We start from the raw sequence: 17,897 nt of genomic DNA on the forward strand, positions 1-17,897 counted from the left end.
AGATGACGGGGATATCGACTAAAGGTAATCCGGTGAATATTCAGGCACTTCTTTCAGATAAAGTCAGCCAGGCGCTGATCGCAGCTGGCGCATCCGCCGACAGCGAAGCGCAGGTCCGTCAGTCCGCTAAGGCTCAGTTTGGCGACTATCAGGCTAATGGCGTCATGTCCGTGGCGAAAAAACTCGGTATGCCACCACGACAACTGGCAGAGAAAGTGGTTGAACTGTTGGATCTGAGCGGCATCGCGAATAAAGTCGAAATTGCCGGTCCTGGCTTTATCAACATTTTCCTGGATCCGGTGTTCGTCGGCGCACACGTCGACAGTGCGCTGAATCACGAAAAACTGGGTATCGCGCCCGTAGAGCCGCAAACCATCGTTATCGACTATTCTGCGCCAAACGTGGCGAAAGAAATGCACGTTGGTCACATCCGCTCCACCATCATCGGCGATGCCGCTGTCCGTACCAATGAACTGCTCGGCCACAAAGTCATCCGCGCCAACCACGTGGGCGACTGGGGCACGCAGTTCGGGATGCTGATTGCCTATCTCGAAAAAATTCAAAACGAGAACGCCGGTGACATGAATCTGGCCGACCTCGAAGAATTCTACCGCGCCGCGAAAAAGAACTACGACGAAGACGAAGCCTTTGCCGAACGTGCGCGTGGTTACGTGGTGAAACTACAGGGCGGCGACGAGTACTGTTTGCAGATGTGGCGCAAACTGGTCGATGTGACCATGAAGCAAAACCAGCTGACGTATAACCGTCTGAACGTCACCCTGACCGAAGACGACGTTATGGGAGAAAGCCTGTATAACAGCATGCTGCCGGGCATCGTGTCTGACTTGCAGTCAAAAGGTCTGGCCGTCGACAGCGAAGGTGCCGTCGTGGTTTATCTGGACGAGTACAAGAATAAAGAAGGCGACCCGATGGGCGTCATTATCCGTAAGAAAGATGGCGGCTATTTGTACACCACCACCGACATCGCCTGTGCGAAATACCGCTACGAAACGCTGGGTGCCGATCGTGTGCTGTATTACATCGACTCCCGTCAGCACCAGCATTTAATGCAGGCCTGGACCATCGCGCGTAAAGCCGGTTATGTCCCTGATTCCGTTGCGCTTGAACACCACATGTTTGGCATGATGCTGGGTAAAGATGGTAAGCCGTTCAAAACCCGCTCAGGTGGCACGGTGAAACTGTCTGATTTGCTGGACGAAGCGATTGAACGCGCACGCAAGCTCATCACAGAAAAGAATCCTGAGCTGAAAGATGCGGAAGAACTGGAAAAACTGGTCAACGCCGTCGGTATTGGCGCAATCAAATATGCTGATCTGTCGAAAAGCCGCACCACCGATTACATCTTCGACTGGGACAACATGCTGGCCTTTGAAGGTAACACCGCGCCGTACATGCAATATGCGTACACCCGCGTGGCGTCAATCTTCAAACGTGCAGAGATCGACGTAAATAGCCTGACCCAACCGGTTGTACTGAGCGAAGAACGTGAAGCCGCGCTGGCCACCCGTCTGCTGCAATTTGAAGAAGTGCTGACCGTTGTCGCCCGTGAAGGCACGCCACACACCATGTGCGCCTATCTCTACGACGTGGCAGGCCTGTTCTCCAGCTTCTACGAACATTGTCCGATCCTGAACGCAGAAGATGAAACCAGCCGCAACAGCCGCCTGAAACTGGCACTGCTAACCCAGCGCACGCTGAAAACCGGTCTGGATACGCTGGGTATCGAAACCGTAGAACGTATGTAATTCATATTCATACAAACATTAAAAAGGCCTCTTCCGAGGCCTTTTCTGTATCTGCGTTTTACCGGCGGAACGCCGCATTAATGCCGGGCGAACTCTTTCACACGGAACCCTAACAGGCCGAGCACGGCGAAATACGCCACCACGCCCGCCGCGACAACGGCCGCCAGACGTGCCAGACGATATGCCATTCCGCCGACATCCCAGGCGGGCATCAGCCACATCATGCCGAGCAACGCCGCAGACATCGCAATTACCGCAACAAACAGTTTTATCAGAAACACTCTCCAGCCTGGCTGTGGCTGGAAGATGTCCTGTTTACGCAGTTGCCAGTAGAGCAGCGACGCATTGAGGCATGCAGCCAGACCAATCGACAGCGAAAGACCGGCGTGTTTCAGCGGCCCGATAAACGCGAGGTTCATCACCTGTGTCATCAGCAATGTGACGATGGCGATTTTGACCGGCGTTTTAATGTCCTGACGCGAATAGAAACCCGGCGCCAGCACCTTCACCACAATCAGTCCCATCAGGCCGACGGAATACGCCACCAGCGCGCGCTGCGTCATTGACGCATCAAAGGCGCTGAATTTACCGTACTGGAACAGCGCGACGGTCAGCGGTTTCGCCAGAATACCCAGCGCAACAGAACTTGGCAGCGCGAGCAGGAAACACAGGCGCAGACCCCAGTCCATCAGACGGTTGTATTCGGTATGGTTGCCGCTCGAGAAACTCCGCGCCAGCGAAGGCAGAAGGATTGTCCCCAACGCCACGCCCAGCACGCCGGACGGAAACTCCATCAGACGGTCAGCGTAATACATCCAGGACACAGAACCTGAAACCAAAAATGACGCGAAAATGGTATTGATAATCAGGGAGATCTGGCTAACGGAAACGCCCAGAATTGCCGGGCCCATCTGACGCATCACACGCCAGACGCCAGCATCCTTCAGGTTAAGACGCGGCAGAACCAGCATACCGATTTTCTTCAGATGCGGGAGCTGATAGCCCAGTTGCAGCAATCCGCCCGCCACCACCGCCCAGGCCAGCGCAAGCACCGGCGGGTGGAAATAAGGCGCAGCAAACAGCGCAAAACCGATCATGCTGACGTTCAGGAACGTCGGCGCAAAAGCCGGTATCGAGAAACGGTTCCAGGTATTGAGTATTGCCCCGACCAGAGAGGCCAGTGATATCAGCAGGATATACGGGAACGTAATGCGCAGCAGCGAACTGGTCAGTGCAAATTTATCAGGCGAATCCACAAAACCGGGAGCCGTAATATAAATCACCCACGGCGCGGCAAGCATACCGAGCACGGTGACAATCGCCAGAACCAGCGTCAGCAGGCCCGAAACGTAAGCAATAAACGTCCGCGTGGCTTCCTCGCCCTGCTGGGTTTTGTACTCGGCCAGAATGGGCACGAAAGCCTGAGAGAATGCACCCTCAGCAAAAATACGACGTAATAAATTGGGCAGTTTGAACGCCACAAAAAAGGCGTCGGTCACCATTCCGGCACCAAAAACGCGGGCCACAATGGCGTCGCGGGCAAAGCCTAATACACGTGAAAACATCGTCATTGAACTGACGGCTGCCAAAGATTTAAGTAGATTCATGTCACTTTTCTTGTTTGCCGGTGGCCTGTCTGTAACGCAATATTGATCAACAGGTTAAACAACCACGCCTGCATCAGCAGGCGTGAAAGATGAACCGGCATGGCTCAAAGATGCGCTTAGTCTACGCATCCGCCATGCAATAGCCAACGGCAGTTGTTATAGATTGTTACCCGCACCATCCTGTGCGGCTTTCACTCAGTTTTGCAGAATTTTTTCGATCATAGCCTGCGCATAAATCGCCTGTGCGCCGCTGGTTTCCGGTGCGGTCTGGTTCGAGACGCAATCGACGAAATGCTCAATCGCGCCGACAAAACCGCGCTGCGCCAGTGTACTTTGCCAGCCTGCAACAGGTTGCTGCGTCAGAATGTCATCTCGTTCATCGCGCCAGCCCCGCATATCATCCAGCTGATAAACGGCACCTTCAGTCACCGCCTGCACGCTTTCACGAAACGTCCCGGCGCGGCGATGCATTGACGTCGTCACCAGCGTTTCTCCGCACAGGAAATGATGCTCGCCATAAAGCATCTGGTTCGCTTCATTAATCTGAACCAGCCCGCTTTCCAGACTGGCATTGCCGCCCGCCAGCCACAGCGCCGTATCCACGACGTGCAGATAATCATCCAGCAATGTAAAACGCAGATCGTTTGGCCCGACGCTGTTCGTCCGGTGCTTATCCATCCGCAGGGACGCCGGGTTCTGCATCTGCTCTTTTAACTGACGATACAGCGGCGCAAAGCGGCGGTTAAACCCGACCATCAACGCTTTGCCTACCCGGTTAGCCTGCTCAACCAATTGTTCGGCCTGATCCAGCTCAGCTGCCAACGGTTTATCTACATACACATGGACGCCCTGTGCCAGCAATTGCCCGACGACGTCGAAATGGCTGGCCGTGCTGCTGTGGACAAAAACAGCGTCGCACTGGCTGGCGAGCTCATCCATACGGGAAAAACAGGCCATCCGGTAGCTGTCGCAAACGGCCTGTGCTTTTTGCTGATTCGGGGAAAAACCACCGACCAGCGTCCACTTTTCAGCATGACTGAGAACCGGCAGATACGCTTTTTGCGCGATCCCGCCAAGCCCGATAACGCCTATCCGAAGTTTGCTCACGACGTTTTCCTTTTAATCACCCAGATGTTGCAGCAGGCTTTCCAGACGTTGTTTCAGTTCGGCAACCTCTGTCTCAAGTGCTTCCACGCGCGCGGCCAGCCCGGAGTCCGGTGCGGCAGCGCTGAAAAACGGCTCTTCCGCGGCGCCTGCCGCCTGGCTGACTTCACCGCTAAACAGGTGCATAAAACGGCTTTCGCGCTTGCCCGGCTCACACGCCAGACGCACGCAGAACGGACCGTCGTCACGCGTAGCCAGATCCGTCAGGGTTTGCTCGACTTCGGCAACGTCAGAAAAATCATGCAGGCGGTTGGTGCGGGTGCGTAATTCGCCCGGCGTTTGCGCGCCGCGCAGCAGCAGTGTAGTGACAACCGCCACTTCCTGCGGGGAAAATTTGAGATTGCCGAATTCGGAATTACAAAAACGATGCTCGTACTTCATGGTGCGGGAACCGCTGAGGGTGCGGATGATGTGTTTGCGCAGCAGTAAATCCAGCGTTTGCTGAACGTCACTTTCGCTGAGTTCCATCACCGGTTCACGGTTGGTTTTCTGGTTGCAGGCGGTGGTTAATCCGTTGAGCGTCATCGGATACTGTTCCGGCGTGGTGAGCTGTTTTTCCAGCAAACAACCGACAACCCGGGCTTCCCGGTCACTGAGTTCATGTTTCATGTTGCTCTCCTTATCGGGACGGGGGCGTCCATTCTTGGCAGGTTAGCGCTGTCAGCACGTGATCCTGCCATTTGCCATCAATCAGTAAATAATCCTTCGCATAGCCTTCCCGCTCGAAACCCAGACGTTCGAGCAATTGCCCGCTGCGTTTATTGTGCGGCATGTAATTGGCCATAATCCGGTGCATTTTTTGCTGGCGCTGCATGTAGCGGATCAAGGTTTGCAGCGCTTCCTGCATCAGCCCTTTCCCCTGCCATTCCTGACCGAGGGAATAACCGAGAAAACAGGCATGGAATGAGCCGCGCAGGACGTTACTGAAATTCGCCACGCCCATCACACGGGTTTCATCGGGATCGAGCAGGATAAAATAATACGCGCTGCCCTGTTTCTGCATTTCGGAAATTAATCCCAGACGCGCCTGCCATCCGGAAGGATAACAATGGCTTTCATCCCTGACCGGTTCCCAGGGTTTCAGAAACACCCGGTTCTCCGCGTAGTACTCAGCCAGCCGTTGCGCATCGCGGTCATGAACCAGGCGCAGAACCATCCGGTCCGTGGTAAGCCGCACTTTCGGCACGGCAGATTTATAGCCAAACATCCCTTCCTCCACATCCCGCACGGGTCGATGAATAGAATTTATAGGAAACACCTGATCATCGCCAATTCTGCCAGTCAGAACGCGGCTTGACGATAAAAAAATATTATCAATAGCGCCCTATCTAAACGCCTGATTCCGGTTCAGACTGGAACGGTCTTTTCTTCCTTTCTGTATCTGCCGGACAGGGTACAAATAATCGCTCATGGTGAAGCATGTCTCTGGTATCACAAGCTCGGAGCTTGGGTAAGTATTTTCTGTTATTAGACAACGCGCTGGTTATTTTAGGCTTTTTCGTGGTTTTTCCGTTGATCTCGATCCGATTTGTCGATCAGCTCGGCTGGGCCGCGATGGCCGTCGGTCTGGCGCTGGGTGTCCGCCAGCTCACGCAACAGGGATTAGGCATTTTCGGTGGGGCAATCGCTGACCGTTTCGGTGCCAAACCAATGATTATCACCGGCATGCTTTTACGCGCGGCCGGATTCGCCACCATGGCAATGGCAGACGAACCGTGGATTTTAGTCTGTTCCTGCATTCTCTCCGGCCTCGGCGGTACCTTGTTTGACCCGCCGCGTACCGCGCTGGTGATCAAGCTGACCCGTCCGCACGAACGCAGCCGTTTCTTTTCCCTGATGATGATGCAAGACAGCGCCGGTGCGGTTATCGGCGCGCTCATCGGCAGCTGGTTGCTGCAATATGATTTTCATTATGTTTGCTGGGCAGGTGCGGGGATTTTTGTGCTGGCCGCCGCCTGCAACGCCTGGCTGCTGCCCGCTTACCGGATTTCCACCCTGCGCACGCCAATGCGTGAAGGCATGATGCGTGTGCTGCGCGATCGTCGTTTTCTGGCGTATGTGCTGACGCTAACCGGTTATTACATGCTGACTGTACAGGTCATGCTGATGTTGCCGATTGCGGTCAATGACGTCGCCGGAAGTCCTTCGGCGGTGAAATGGATGTATGCGATTGAAGCGGTGCTTTCCCTGACGCTGCTGTATCCGATTGCGCGCTGGAGCGAAAAGCGTTTTCGCCTTGAGCAGCGTCTGATGTTCGGCCTGTTGATCATGACGCTCAGTCTTCTTCCCGTCGGGCTGGTGACCTCGATCAACCCGCTGTTGCTGCTGATCGGGTTCTTCTACATCGGCTCAATCATTGCCGAACCGGCGCGCGAAACGCTGAGCGCCTCACTGGCCGATTCACGTGCACGAGGCAGTTACATGGGTTTCAGCCGTCTGGGGCTGGCGCTGGGCGGCGTAATTGGTTATACCGGCGGTGGCTGGATGTATGACACTGGCCGTGCGCTTGAACGGCCTGAATTACCGTGGTTTTTACTGGGCATCGTCGGTTTCATCACTCTCACCGGTTTGTACTGGCAGTTCAATCTGCGCCGCATCGAACCGGCGATGCTAAGCGGAGGCTGACATCGGCAAATACACAAAATGACTGGCGTTGTAACAAAGCGGCAAACATGACGTGTATGTTTGATCTCCCCTCCTCATTTACCCATACTGGTTTCAGCGTATCGATAAAATCAGAACCTATATCCGGCAGTTTTCACGCACCCTACAGGTCAACGCCGGCGACAACAGGAGCTATGAACCATGAGACTTTACGTTTACGAGCATTGCCCTTTTTGCGTCAAAGCACGCATGATTTTCGGTTTGAAAAACATTCCTGTAGAAATCAAAGTTCTGCTCAATGATGACGAGAAAACCCCGATTTCGATGGTAGGCAAAAAGATGGTGCCGATCCTGCAAAAACAGGATGGTGGCTTTATGCCCGAAAGCATGGACATCGTGCATTACGTGGATAAAAGTGACGGAAAACCGCTGCTGACCGGCCCGCTGAATGCGTCCATTGCCACCTGGCTGCGCCATGTTTCTGAATATATGGGCCGTCTGCTGCTGCCTCGTTTTGCAACCGCGCCGCTGGAAGAGTTCTCCACGCCGGAAGCGCGTAAATACTTCTCCGACAAAAAGCAGGCTGCCAGCGGCGATTTTCAGGAGCATCTGAAACATTCAGAAGGTCTGGTGAAAAAAATCAGTCAGGATTTACGTGCTCTCGATAAACTGATCGTCGAACCGAACGCCGTCAACGGCGAGCTTTCTGAAGATGACATCAATCTCTGGCCGGTTTTACGCTCGCTGACCATCGTTCAGGGGATTGAGTGGCCGTCCCGTGTTCAGGCTTATCGCGACAATATGGCAAAACAGACGCAGGTAAATCTGTTTACCCGCCTCGCCAGTTAAATCTTCCGCCGGAAGTCGGCTTCCGGCGATTTTCCCTTTTCTTCCCCTTCCCCAACACTTAGGCTAATCAGCGTTGTCTGATTGGAGCGAAACCGTTTAGCGGTCATGCTGACAAAATAGTTTTTACGTAATGAGGGAAGAATGACAAAGCGACTTTTAGGTGCAGCAGTTCTGATGTGCGCCAGCCTGCTGGCCGGGTGTAACCAGCTGACGCAGTACACCATCAGCGAGCAGCAGGTTAATGACTATCTGAATAAGAACAATAATTTCGAGAAGCAGCTTGGCGTGCCGGGGCTGGTGGATGCGAAATTAGTGCTGACCAATCTCAGCAGCCAGATTGGCCGCGCCGAACCGGGCGTCGTGACGCTGACCGGCGACGCACATGTCGATATCTCGTCATTATTTGGCCCGCAGAAAGCCGATATGCACCTGACGCTGAAAGCCAATCCTTCCTACGACAAGGATAAAGGCGCGATTTTCCTGAAAGATATGCAGGTGGTGGATTACACCATTCAGCCGGAAAAAATGGACAGCGTGATGAAAGGCCTGATGCCTTATCTGAACAATTCGCTGAAAACTTACTTTGATCAGCGTCCGGCTTATGTATTGAATGGCGATCACAGCAAAGGCGAAGCCATGGCGAAAAAACTGGCGAAAGGTATTGAAGTGAAGCCGGGTGAACTGGTGATCCCATTTACTGATTAGCGGAATCTCGTAAACCGCCTGAAAAAAAGCCCGGCACATTTTCATGACCGGGCTTTTTTATTTCTGACGCATAACAGAGTTACTGATCGTCTTCTTCGTCGCCATCCAGATCGGGCGGCAGTTGCTCTTCCAGCTCATCACGCATGACCTGCAACGCTTCGCGGCTGATTTCAGCCAGCGTGCGGTAGAAACCACTGGTGGCGTGCGCTTCAACTTTACCGAGGAATTTGCCGCACCACGGGAACAGGTACTCATCAAACAATGTGATTTGCGCGCTCACTTCATCTTCCTGCGACTGATCTTCCAGCCATGATGTCGCAAGCAGCATCGCGCCGAAGTGATCGGCAGGCGCTTCGCCTAACGGCATTCCGCGCTGTTGCAGGAAAGCACGGATATCCATTTCATTTGCGCCATCAACGTAGGCACTGCGGAACGGAGACACCGCGCATTCTGAACCGACAAACAAACGGTTAAACTCTGCCGCCAGTGCCTGAGGATCGGCGCTTTCCTGCAAGCGGTTCAGCAACGCGTCCTGCTCCAGCGGCCAGTGTTCAGGCAATTTCCCGTCCTGAATCAGGCCAAAAAGCGGAACCAGCAACGGATCCTGCGGCTGACGGTAAAACAATGTGCCCAAAATGCGGCAGACAATCGAAAATTCATTCATAGCAATAACCTGATCAGTCGGTGAAAAGGGGCAATCCCCCGCAAATTGGCCGCGACAATGTCACAGTTCGCTTAATTCTGCAATTGGTGCACGCCCGCGTTTCTCCAGAAAATCCAGGAAACGGCGCGGACTGACGTTCAGAATACGGTCTTCCGGGAAATCAACTTCACGCAAAATACGTTCGCAATGCTCAAACCCGCCGAGTGAATACGCAATGTGCGAATCCGATCCCAGCGCCAGCCAGCCATCGGCTTCTTTCACAGCCAGCGCAACCGCCCGGCAATTGGGTTCGCTGCCTTTACGTGAATGGATGAAAGAGGAGTTATTCAGCTCCAGCGCCACGTTATATTTCGCCGCCGCCGCCGCAACAGCCGGAATATCAATCGGGTATTTCGGGTTGCCCGGATGCGAAATAATATGCACATCGCCCCCCGCCATCGCGGCAATCATCGCGGCGGTGTGTGTTTCTTTGTCCACCGGTTGCATCACCGGCTCATGGAAACCGGCAATAATCACGTCGATTTCATCGAGCATCGGGCCGGTACAGTCAATGTCCCCCTTAATGTTTTTGATGTTCGATTCGATACCGCGCAGGATGCCGATTCCGTTCACCAGACGCGGCCAGACGCGCATATTCATAAAGTGCCAGTAGTGCGGGGCATCGGCCATATCCGGGCCGTGATCGGTAATGGCAAACAACTTAATGCCCTTCTCTGCAGCCTCATCAATATAATCATGTAATGTGCTGTAGGCATGGGTGCTGGCAACAGTATGCATATGCAAATCAACGGGGTACGGCATGTGATCTCCTTAAGTGATCCCGTGGCGACTGCATGGCCGCCACGTTAATAATTTTAGCAGATGAATGTTAATAACCCCGGCCGAGGCAGACACGTCCTGCCGGCTCCCGCCCTGCTTCGATAGCGAGAATATTCGCCGCAATACTGTCCATCGCTTCTTCCGGCAAGGTATCTGCCCCAACGTGCGGCGTAATGCTGACGCGCGGATGCGGCCAGAACGGGTGCATGCCCGGCAACGGCTCTTCGGCAAAAACGTCGAGCGTGGCGGCGGCTATCTGTCCATTGTCCAGCGCGCGCAGCAAATCACCTTCCACCAGATGTCCGCCGCGTCCGAGGTTAATCAGATAAGCATTATGCTGCAGATTTGTGAACAGTTGATGATTGAGAATACCGGCGGTGTGCGGCGTATTCGGCAGCAGGTTGATCAGCACCTTGCAGCCGGTCGCAAATGCCACCAGCTGATCGTCCCCGTAAAAGCTTTTCACGCCGTCCTGAGATTTCTCGCTGCGGCTCCAGGTGCGCACGGTAAATTGCAGATCCACCAGGGCTTTCGCCACGCTGCTGCCCAGCACACCGGCGCCAAGAACGCCGACAGTAAATTCACTGCGTGAATGCGGTGCCAGCGGCCGCCACTGTTTTTGTTGCTGGAACAGCTGATATTCATCCATACGGCGGAAATACCGCAACACGCTGGCCAGCGCGTATTCCTGCATCTGCAACGACATTCCGGTATCTTCGAGACGAATGAGCGGCACACCGGCGGGCAATGTGCCGGGCTGACGCTGTTCCTGCGTGAGAATGGCATCCACGCCTGCGCCGAGAGCAAAAATGCCTTTCAGCATCGTACGCGGGGCCAGCATGGCGTGCGGTGGTCGCCAGACCAGCGCGTAGTCGGCGGGCTCATGGTCCGCCGCGTTCCACACGCGCATTCTGGCCTGCGGTATGCGTTTTGTAATTCCGTGAATCCAGGGCTTTGCATCAAATGTAGGGTGGTAAAAAATAATGTTCATCGGGGACGCCTCCTGTGAGCTGATAGATTTCCCTGAATATCATCAGGATGCAACCCTGAGGCCGAAAAAAGAACAAGCCCCGAAAATCGGGGCTTGAAGTTTCACTGATAGTGTTGTCTTTCAGCTCAGGCTGCGGCAGGCTCGCGGCGGATCATCCGGCGTAAAAGCGGGATCAGGACCAGCAAAACCACACCGGTGATAACGGAACCCCAGCCGAGCACGTTGAAGACTTCGCTGTAGCCCGGATTCGTCAGCACTGGCGTGCTACCTTCGTTTTGCGGCATCAGGCCGGAAATGTAACTGGCAAGCACCGAAGCTACGCCGGTCACCATCATCCAGCAGCCCATCATCACGCCCTGATAGCGCGCCGGAGCCAGTTTGCCAATCATCGCGTAGCCGATAGGGGAAATCAGCAACTCGCCGATGCTTTGCAGCAGATAGCTTATAGCAATCCATTTAAACGCCACCAGCCCGTCGCCGCCCGCCAGATGGATCCCCATCGGCAGAACCAGCATGCCCAGCCCCATACAGAATAAAGAGGCGGAAAACTGCGCCGGAACATCAATATTCCAGCCGCGCTGACGCAATTTATTGAACCACAGTGCCATCAGCGGCCCGCCGATAACAATCACAATGGTATTAATATTCTGGATCCACTGCGGTGCCACGCGGATACCGTAAACGTTCAGGTTGATGTTGTGTTCGGAGAAGAGCATCAGCCCCATCGGGGCCAGCTGATACAGCGTCCAGAACACCAGCGAACCCAGCGCCAGCAAGAGATACGCCTTCATGCGGCGGCGTTCATCGGCCTGCCGGTGGCGGTAAGTCACCAGCGTCATCAGCGCAAAAATGATGATACCCAGCGCGACCACAAAGTAGCTGCTGAACTCCGCGTGGGTCAGCAACATTCGAATAACCGGCACGAGGACGATTAAAATCGCGATGCCGGCAGCCATACGGCGCAGCAACTGGCTGCGGCTGGCTTCTTTAAGCGGCGTACTGATATCGGCCAGAATCGACCAGCGAGACAGCGTCACCACCACCGCCGCCACGTTGCCCAGTGTGGCAAACAGGAACAGCGCACGGTAGTTTTCGCTTAACTGGAAATAACCGGCCACAGCAAAACCAATGAAAAAGCCCAGATTCATCCCGGCATAGTTCCACAGGAATGCTGATTCGCGGCGGTCATCATCCGGCGCAAAACGCTGCGTCAGCATCATATTCAGGCACGTCACGTTCAGCCCGCTGCCAGTCAGGAACATCGCCAGCCCCCAATACAGACCGGTCACGCCCTCCAGCGCAATCAGCGCACAGCCAAAGACCTGCAATACCATGCCCAGAACGAACAGGTTTCGGTTGCTCAGATAACGGCCGCCGAGATAGCCGCCAAACATGTGCAGGCCATAGTTGAACGCGCCAAACACGCCCATAATGGCGTTGGCGTTATCCTCGCTGAAACCCAGTTTTTTTGTGGCGTACAGCACCAGAGTGGAATACAGCACCGCGAAGCCGAGCGTCGCGAAAGTCTGAACGAAGAATAATGTGCCCGCACCGGCGGGGATCGCCGTGCGGTGCTGCGACGCTGTCGCGTTATTTGACTGACTCAAGTAAGAACCCCTGTCCCGTAGTGTGGATTTATTCTGCTTCTGGTTTTAACTCGCCCAGTTTTTATACGAAGCCTTTTTTTGGAATCCATTGTTATACCTTCGTGACTGGCGATTTTCACAACATATTTTGCTATTTGAACGTAACGGAAAGTGTTTGCTGCTTAATCGCACTTTTATGCAGTTATTCTAATTATCTATTCACAGGGATAAGCAGAATTAATGACGCTGCGTGACTTACGCCAAGCTGGTCATCCTTAATACAGTTTTTGGTCTGTAAATCAGCAAATTGCTCTAAGTTTGTCTAAACAGCACAGAACCTGCAAAAAGAAGGTTGACGCTGAACGCGGTTTTCCCTACATTAGCGCCGGTCAGCAGCACTGCGGTGCAGCCGACGACTGGAGAGGTGTCTGAGTGGCTGAAGGAGCACGCCTGGAAAGTGTGTATATGAGAAATCGTATCGAGGGTTCGAACCCCTCTCTCTCCACCACACAATACGAGAAGGCCCGAATGAAAATTCGGGCCTTTTTGTTTTTGCGTTTTCTGCAAATGGGTGCCTGAGGGCCAACTTGCTTTGACAACATCCGAAAAGGTGGGGCGAACCCCACCTCACGGTTAGCCGTTAATTTCGTCGCTTAAGACTGCCGCAATTTCCGTATTTCCCTGCTTAATGTGCAACTCGCACAGCGAATCACGCACCATCCAGGTCCAGGCCAATAATGTGAAACAAATCACCATGAGCCCGTACAAAATCAGCTTTCGCGCTATCTTAACCTCCGTTGCATTTCTGCATCTATGAGGCTATCCTGACATTGCTTAGGTGTCGTTGGTAGCCTCGGGTTGATTGAATAATTAACTCGGGGCTTTCTTCTTATTACGCCTTGAACAACACTGCTCAAGACCCATAAGCCTCAAGCACCCGCGCGCATTCTTGCAAGTAAACCTCCCCGGCATCTGCTTACTTAATATTCACTTTGTCCTAATTTTCACCAGACGGCCCTCTTCGCCGGAACCTATAACTATGTTTATCACCATTGTGCATTAGACATCCAAACGTCCATAACTTAGGATCGAACCACCTGGGATAACGATTTGATGCCACATATGAAAATTAAAAACTTACCACTTGATCAGAATATCAACGGCTGGGCGGCGTTGCGTGGCGACAGGCCGCATCACCCTGCATTGCATGGCAAAGTCACTGCCGACTGGCTGGTGATCGGCGCAGGATTTGCCGGGCTGGCTTTTGCCCGCAGAATTGCAGAACTTCGCCCGCATGAGCACGTCGTGGTGCTTGAAGCGCTCGACATTGCCGATAACGCTTCGGGGCGTAACTCCGGTTTTGTCATCGATTTACCCCACACCGTCGGCAGTACATCGGCTGAACTGGAACATGCTAATACTTACCGCCGACTTTTGCAGTACGGGCTTCATCATCTGAAAGATACCGTCGACCAGCATGGTATTGAGTGCGACTGGCTGAATTCGGGGAAATATCACTGCGCCGTAAGCGAGCAGTTTGACGGCGAGATTGCGCATTATCAGAAAGAGCTGACCACACTCGGCGAAAGCTTTGAATATCTGGATAACGCCGCCCTGAAACAGCGGCTGGGCACAAGTTTCTACCGCAGCGCGGTGTATACACCGAACTGTATTCTGGTCAATCCGGCGGCGCTGATCAGCGGTTTAGTGGCAACGTTGCCTGAAAACGTCACGGTTTATGCCAATTCCCCTGCTTTGCAAATCGATACACAAGGTACGATCCGCGCCGAAACGCCGCACGGCGAAGTCAGCGCACGTAAGCTGATGCTGGCGATTAACGGTGCCGCACGCGGGTTGCCGCTGTTCAAGGGTAACGTATTCGCGATGTCGACGTTTGCCACGCTCACAGAGCCGCTGACGCCGGAACAGCGCCGTCTTATTGGTGATATCTCGCCGTGGGGTTCGACGCCGGTGAATGCACTGGCAGGCGCAACGTTGCGTTATACCTCAGACCACCGTTTCCTGATCCGCGAGCACGTGAATTTTGCGCCAGGTCTGGTGACCAGTGCAGTGGAAACAGGCCGCCACGCGCGCCGCCATCAGCAACTTTTTGCACGCATTTACCCGCAGTTGCAGAATGTGAATATGGCGTATACCTGGTCGGGACTGATCAGCATTACGCGTAACGGCGCACCGGTGTGGGGAAATTTGTCGGAGAACGTGTATTCATCGGCAGGCTGTAACGGCTCAGGCAGCTCGAAGCAGAGCGCGTTTGGCCGGTTACTGGCAGAACATGCGTTGGGCGAAGACAATCCGCTGCTGGCGGATATGGAATCGGTCGGGCGCGCCAATTATCTGCCGCCGCGCCCGTTCCTTGATGTTGGGGTAAAAAGCTTTATGGCACGGGAACGCTGGCGTTCACGCAGCGAGATGTAGAATCAGACTAAAGCCGGTCGCCCGAGGACGACCGGCTTTTTTTAATGACGTTTATCCACGCGCGCCACGATACGATCGCCCAGCCACTGGATACCGCAGACGATGATAATCAGCACCACAATCACTTCTACCATCACCACGGTTTCAAACCGCTGATAGCCGTAACGGATAGCCAGATCACCTAACCCGCCCGCACCGATTGCGCCCGCCATCGCCGAGGCACCAATCAGCGCTACCAGCGTCACGATAAATCCGGACAAAATTCCCGGCAGCGCTTCCGGAATTAACACATCCCAGACGATGCGCAGCTTACTTGCCCCCATCGCCCGCACCGCGTCAATCAGCCCGCGATCCACATCACGCAGCGACACTTCGGCCACACGGGCAAAATACGGCGTAGCGGTAATAGAAAGCGGAACAATCGCCGCCCACGTACCCAGCGAGGTTCCCACCAGAAAACGCGTCACCGGGATCAGCGCCACCAGCAAAATGATGAACGGCAGCGATCGAAAGCCATTGATAACCAGCCCGAGCGAACGGTTAACCCAGTGGTTTTCAGCAATACCACCGGGGCTGCTCATGACCAGAATCAGCCCGAGCGGCAGACCGGCAACCAGTGAAAACAAACCCGAAACCGCCGTCATCAGCAGCGTTTCCTGGACGGCATTGAATAACAGATCAAGCATTACCGGAGACATAGCCCGTCAGCTCCACAGTGGCCTGGCGTTGTTGCAGCCAGTGTAAAACGGCCTGCTCGGACGCGGCGTCAGCCACCGGAACCGAGAAGAAGAAGCGCACGATGGCATAATGCTGAATATGGTCAACACCGCCCTGAATGAGCCGGAACTTGCCCGGTAACTCTGCCGCCATCTGGGTGATAATTTCGCCCTGACTGCCCTGCCCGGCATACTGCACGCTGTAAATCGCCTGCCCCTGACGTTCGGTTGTTAGTTCTTCAGCCAGCGCTTCGGGCAACTGTGGCAGCAAGCCCTGCAACAATGTGCGGGTCAGCTCGGATTGCGGATGGGCAAACACCTGCCACACCGGGCCTTCTTCAATGATTTCACCCGCGTTTATCACCGCAACGCGATGGGCGATTTTCTTGATCACTTCCATCTCATGGGTGATCAGTAAAATCGTGATCCCCAGTTTCTGATTCAGTGACTGGAGAAGCGCGAGTATTGAGCGGGTGGTTTCGGGGTCAAGCGCCGACGTAGCTTCATCACACAGCAATAAAGCCGGGCTGGCCGCCAGCGCGCGGGCAATGCCGACACGCTGCTTTTGCCCGCCTGACAACGCTGCCGGATAGCTTTTGGCTTTATCTTCCAGCCCGACCAGCGCCAGTAATTCGGCCACACGCGCCTGACGACGCGCCTTGTCGAAACCGGCAATTTTCAGCGGCAGCGCGACGTTCTGCTCAACGGTTTTGGCCGACAGCAAATTAAAATGCTGAAACACCATCCCGACGCGGCTACGTACCGACTGCCACTGTTTTTCACTCAGCCCGGTGATGGCGTGACCTTCTATTTCGATCACGCCTTCATCCGGCTGTTCCAGCCCGTTGAGACAGCGGATCAGGGTCGATTTCCCTGCCCCGCTGCGACCAATAATCCCGAGAATTTCGCCCCGCTTTACCGTTAACGACACGCTGTTCAGGGCCTGCGTTTCCCCGAACCGGCGGCTGACCTGATGCAACCGCACCACATTTTGTGCTGCATCCTTGCCAGCGATCCGGTCAGCCTGCGCCGGAGTGCCCGCCTGAGCGCGGCGGGCATTGTCCTTTTCCGGAGACGTAGCGGTAAACTGCGCCCCGGCCTCAGTGATTATTGTCATGCTTTTACTTCCTTACCAGGCCGTTATGCCAGTACCTTTATAAACCTTATCAAACACTTGCTTGACGGCGTCATTCTGATAAGAACTCACCAGCGTTTTCACCCAAGGCGCATTTACATCCGCCGTTTTAACGGCGATGAAGTTGTTGTACGGGTTACCTTTTACCGGTTCCTGTGCGATACGGTCTGCCGGCGTCAGGCCACTTTTCAGCGCCCAGTCGGTGTTAACGATCGCCGCATCCAGATCAGGCACGGAGCGGCCGATAATGCCGGAATCCAATTCTTTGATCTTTACGTGGCGTGGATTTTCAATGATGTCTGCGGTCGTGGCTGAAATACCTGCGCCCGGTTTCAGTTTGATCACACCCGATTGTTCCAGCAGCACCAGACCACGTGCTTCGTTCGCCGGATCGTTAGGCACACCGATCACTGCGCCATCTTTCAGTTCAGCGGCGGTTTTCACTTTTTTGGAGTACAAACCGATTGGCCAGACGGCGGTGTAACCGACGCGAACGATATCGTAGTGATTCACTTTGATCTGGTTATCGAGGAACGGCTGATGCTGGAAGGCATTGGCGTCCACTTCACCGTTTTGCAGCGCTTCGTTTGGCTGGTTGTAATCGTTGAAAACGACCGGTTTCACGGTCAGCCCTTTCGCCGCTGCCTGTTTAATCACTTCGCGCCAGACGTCTTCGTCTTCGCCACTCATGATGCCGACTTTAATGGTGGTTTTATCGGCTGCATGCGCTGCCGCAAGCGGTGCCAGAACGCTGCCGGAAATCACAACCGCAGAGGTGGCAGCCAGTAAAATAGTGCGCTTAAGGCGGGTCTTCGTTTTGTTAAACATTGCTTGCATGGAGTATCCCCAAAAAGT

At 54.3% G+C, this 17,897-nt stretch carries 17 protein-coding genes and 1 tRNA gene; 6 read left to right on the forward strand and 12 right to left on the reverse strand.

Annotation, left to right across the window (positions count from 1 at the left end; all coding sequences use genetic code 11):
* Positions 1-32: 32 nt before the first annotated feature.
* On the forward strand, positions 33-1,766 hold the full coding sequence (gene argS, locus BV494_RS08380) for an arginine--tRNA ligase (protein ID WP_104922458.1): 1,734 nt from the start codon (positions 33-35) through the stop codon (positions 1,764-1,766).
* A gap of 77 nt (positions 1,767-1,843) precedes the next feature.
* Here the strand turns inward: argS and murJ are convergent, their stop codons facing one another.
* The 4 genes from murJ to rimJ form a co-directional block, all read right to left on the reverse strand.
* Positions 1,844-3,373 (reverse strand): murein biosynthesis integral membrane protein MurJ, encoded by a 1,530-nt coding sequence (murJ, locus tag BV494_RS08385; protein ID WP_104922459.1) that lies wholly within the window; start codon positions 3,371-3,373, stop codon positions 1,844-1,846.
* Between the two features lie 195 nt (positions 3,374-3,568).
* A complete protein-coding gene (locus tag BV494_RS08390) occupies positions 3,569-4,480 on the reverse strand; it encodes a Gfo/Idh/MocA family protein (RefSeq protein WP_104922460.1) in 912 nt (303 codons plus the stop codon).
* Between the two features lie 12 nt (positions 4,481-4,492).
* Complete coding sequence (locus BV494_RS08395; protein WP_104922461.1) at positions 4,493-5,146, reverse strand: YceH family protein; 654 nt, start codon at positions 5,144-5,146, stop codon at positions 4,493-4,495.
* A gap of 10 nt (positions 5,147-5,156) precedes the next feature.
* Positions 5,157-5,744: a ribosomal protein S5-alanine N-acetyltransferase gene (gene rimJ / locus BV494_RS08400; protein ID WP_104922462.1), complete on the reverse strand. Its 588-nt coding sequence runs from the start codon at positions 5,742-5,744 to the stop codon at positions 5,157-5,159.
* A gap of 212 nt (positions 5,745-5,956) precedes the next feature.
* On the opposite strand from rimJ, the gene mdtH reads away from it, so the two are divergent.
* The 3 genes from mdtH to BV494_RS08415 all read left to right on the forward strand — a co-directional run bounded on the left by mdtH (position 5,957) and on the right by BV494_RS08415 (position 8,695).
* Positions 5,957-7,162, forward strand: a complete 1,206-nt coding sequence (gene mdtH / locus BV494_RS08405) for a multidrug efflux MFS transporter MdtH (RefSeq protein ID WP_104922463.1) — start codon at positions 5,957-5,959, stop codon at positions 7,160-7,162.
* A gap of 180 nt (positions 7,163-7,342) precedes the next feature.
* Positions 7,343-7,990: a glutaredoxin 2 gene (gene grxB / locus BV494_RS08410; RefSeq protein ID WP_104922464.1), complete on the forward strand. Its 648-nt coding sequence runs from the start codon at positions 7,343-7,345 to the stop codon at positions 7,988-7,990.
* 141 nt (positions 7,991-8,131) lie between these two features.
* On the forward strand, positions 8,132-8,695 hold the full coding sequence (locus tag BV494_RS08415) for a lipoprotein (RefSeq protein ID WP_104922465.1): 564 nt from the start codon (positions 8,132-8,134) through the stop codon (positions 8,693-8,695).
* Positions 8,696-8,774: 79 nt separating this feature from the next.
* Here the strand turns inward: BV494_RS08415 and BV494_RS08420 are convergent, their stop codons facing one another.
* From BV494_RS08420 to BV494_RS08435, 4 genes are all read right to left on the reverse strand, one after another.
* A complete protein-coding gene (locus tag BV494_RS08420) occupies positions 8,775-9,359 on the reverse strand; it encodes a TorD/DmsD family molecular chaperone (RefSeq protein WP_104922466.1) in 585 nt (194 codons plus the stop codon).
* Between the two features lie 60 nt (positions 9,360-9,419).
* A complete protein-coding gene (locus BV494_RS08425; protein ID WP_104922467.1) occupies positions 9,420-10,160 on the reverse strand; it encodes a phosphatase in 741 nt (246 codons plus the stop codon).
* Positions 10,161-10,227: 67 nt separating this feature from the next.
* Complete coding sequence (gene ghrA / locus BV494_RS08430; protein ID WP_104922468.1) at positions 10,228-11,169, reverse strand: glyoxylate/hydroxypyruvate reductase GhrA; 942 nt, start codon at positions 11,167-11,169, stop codon at positions 10,228-10,230.
* Between the two features lie 125 nt (positions 11,170-11,294).
* Entirely contained in the window at positions 11,295-12,776 is a 1,482-nt protein-coding gene (locus tag BV494_RS08435; RefSeq protein ID WP_104922469.1) for a peptide MFS transporter, read from the reverse strand.
* Positions 12,777-13,173: 397 nt separating this feature from the next.
* Between BV494_RS08435 and BV494_RS08440 the strand changes: the two genes are divergently transcribed.
* Positions 13,174-13,263: transfer RNA gene (locus tag BV494_RS08440), tRNA-Ser, on the forward strand.
* Between the two features lie 125 nt (positions 13,264-13,388).
* Here BV494_RS08440 and BV494_RS08445 read toward each other — a convergent pair.
* The gene (locus BV494_RS08445; protein WP_226790074.1) at positions 13,389-13,541 is read right to left on the reverse strand and encodes a Hok/Gef family protein; all 153 of its coding nucleotides are present in this window, start codon (positions 13,539-13,541) and stop codon (positions 13,389-13,391) included.
* Between the two features lie 336 nt (positions 13,542-13,877).
* On the opposite strand from BV494_RS08445, the gene BV494_RS08450 reads away from it, so the two are divergent.
* Positions 13,878-15,191: an NAD(P)/FAD-dependent oxidoreductase gene (locus tag BV494_RS08450; protein WP_104924752.1), complete on the forward strand. Its 1,314-nt coding sequence runs from the start codon at positions 13,878-13,880 to the stop codon at positions 15,189-15,191.
* A gap of 41 nt (positions 15,192-15,232) precedes the next feature.
* Here the strand turns inward: BV494_RS08450 and BV494_RS08455 are convergent, their stop codons facing one another.
* The 3 genes from BV494_RS08455 to BV494_RS08465 are packed head-to-tail and all read right to left on the reverse strand — an operon-like array spanning position 15,233 to position 17,879.
* Entirely contained in the window at positions 15,233-15,889 is a 657-nt protein-coding gene (locus BV494_RS08455) for a methionine ABC transporter permease (protein ID WP_104922471.1), read from the reverse strand.
* Positions 15,870-17,024 carry a methionine ABC transporter ATP-binding protein gene (locus BV494_RS08460; RefSeq protein WP_104922472.1) on the reverse strand — a complete coding sequence of 385 codons (1,155 nt, stop codon included), beginning with the start codon at positions 17,022-17,024 and terminating at the stop codon, positions 15,870-15,872. The genes BV494_RS08455 and BV494_RS08460 overlap by 20 nt, the downstream gene beginning before the upstream one ends.
* A gap of 12 nt (positions 17,025-17,036) precedes the next feature.
* Positions 17,037-17,879, reverse strand: a complete 843-nt coding sequence (locus tag BV494_RS08465) for a MetQ/NlpA family ABC transporter substrate-binding protein (protein WP_104922473.1) — start codon at positions 17,877-17,879, stop codon at positions 17,037-17,039.
* Positions 17,880-17,897: the final 18 nt, after the last annotated feature.

The organism is Rahnella sikkimica (genome assembly GCF_002951615.1).
GTDB classification, from domain to species: domain Bacteria; phylum Pseudomonadota; class Gammaproteobacteria; order Enterobacterales; family Enterobacteriaceae; genus Rahnella; species Rahnella sikkimica.

Bases quoted from the DNA above. Each gene is read 5' to 3' on its own strand.
- grxB (WP_104922464.1), top strand. From the start codon at position 7,343: ATGAGACTTTACGTTTACGAGCATTGCCCTTTTTGCGTCAAAGCACGC.
- murJ (WP_104922459.1), bottom strand. From the start codon at position 3,373: ATGAATCTACTTAAATCTTTGGCAGCCGTCAGTTCAATGACGATGTTT.
- BV494_RS08415 (WP_104922465.1), top strand. From the start codon at position 8,132: ATGACAAAGCGACTTTTAGGTGCAGCAGTTCTGATGTGCGCCAGCCTG.
- BV494_RS08450 (WP_104924752.1), top strand. From the start codon at position 13,878: ATGAAAATTAAAAACTTACCACTTGATCAGAATATCAACGGCTGGGCG.
- ghrA (WP_104922468.1), bottom strand. From the start codon at position 11,169: ATGAACATTATTTTTTACCACCCTACATTTGATGCAAAGCCCTGGATT.
- BV494_RS08395 (WP_104922461.1), bottom strand. From the start codon at position 5,146: ATGAAACATGAACTCAGTGACCGGGAAGCCCGGGTTGTCGGTTGTTTG.
- BV494_RS08420 (WP_104922466.1), bottom strand. From the start codon at position 9,359: ATGAATGAATTTTCGATTGTCTGCCGCATTTTGGGCACATTGTTTTAC.
- BV494_RS08465 (WP_104922473.1), bottom strand. From the start codon at position 17,879: ATGCAAGCAATGTTTAACAAAACGAAGACCCGCCTTAAGCGCACTATT.
- rimJ (WP_104922462.1), bottom strand. From the start codon at position 5,744: ATGTTTGGCTATAAATCTGCCGTGCCGAAAGTGCGGCTTACCACGGAC.
- BV494_RS08425 (WP_104922467.1), bottom strand. From the start codon at position 10,160: ATGCCGTACCCCGTTGATTTGCATATGCATACTGTTGCCAGCACCCAT.
- BV494_RS08455 (WP_104922471.1), bottom strand. From the start codon at position 15,889: ATGTCTCCGGTAATGCTTGATCTGTTATTCAATGCCGTCCAGGAAACG.
- mdtH (WP_104922463.1), top strand. From the start codon at position 5,957: ATGTCTCTGGTATCACAAGCTCGGAGCTTGGGTAAGTATTTTCTGTTA.
- BV494_RS08460 (WP_104922472.1), bottom strand. From the start codon at position 17,024: ATGACAATAATCACTGAGGCCGGGGCGCAGTTTACCGCTACGTCTCCG.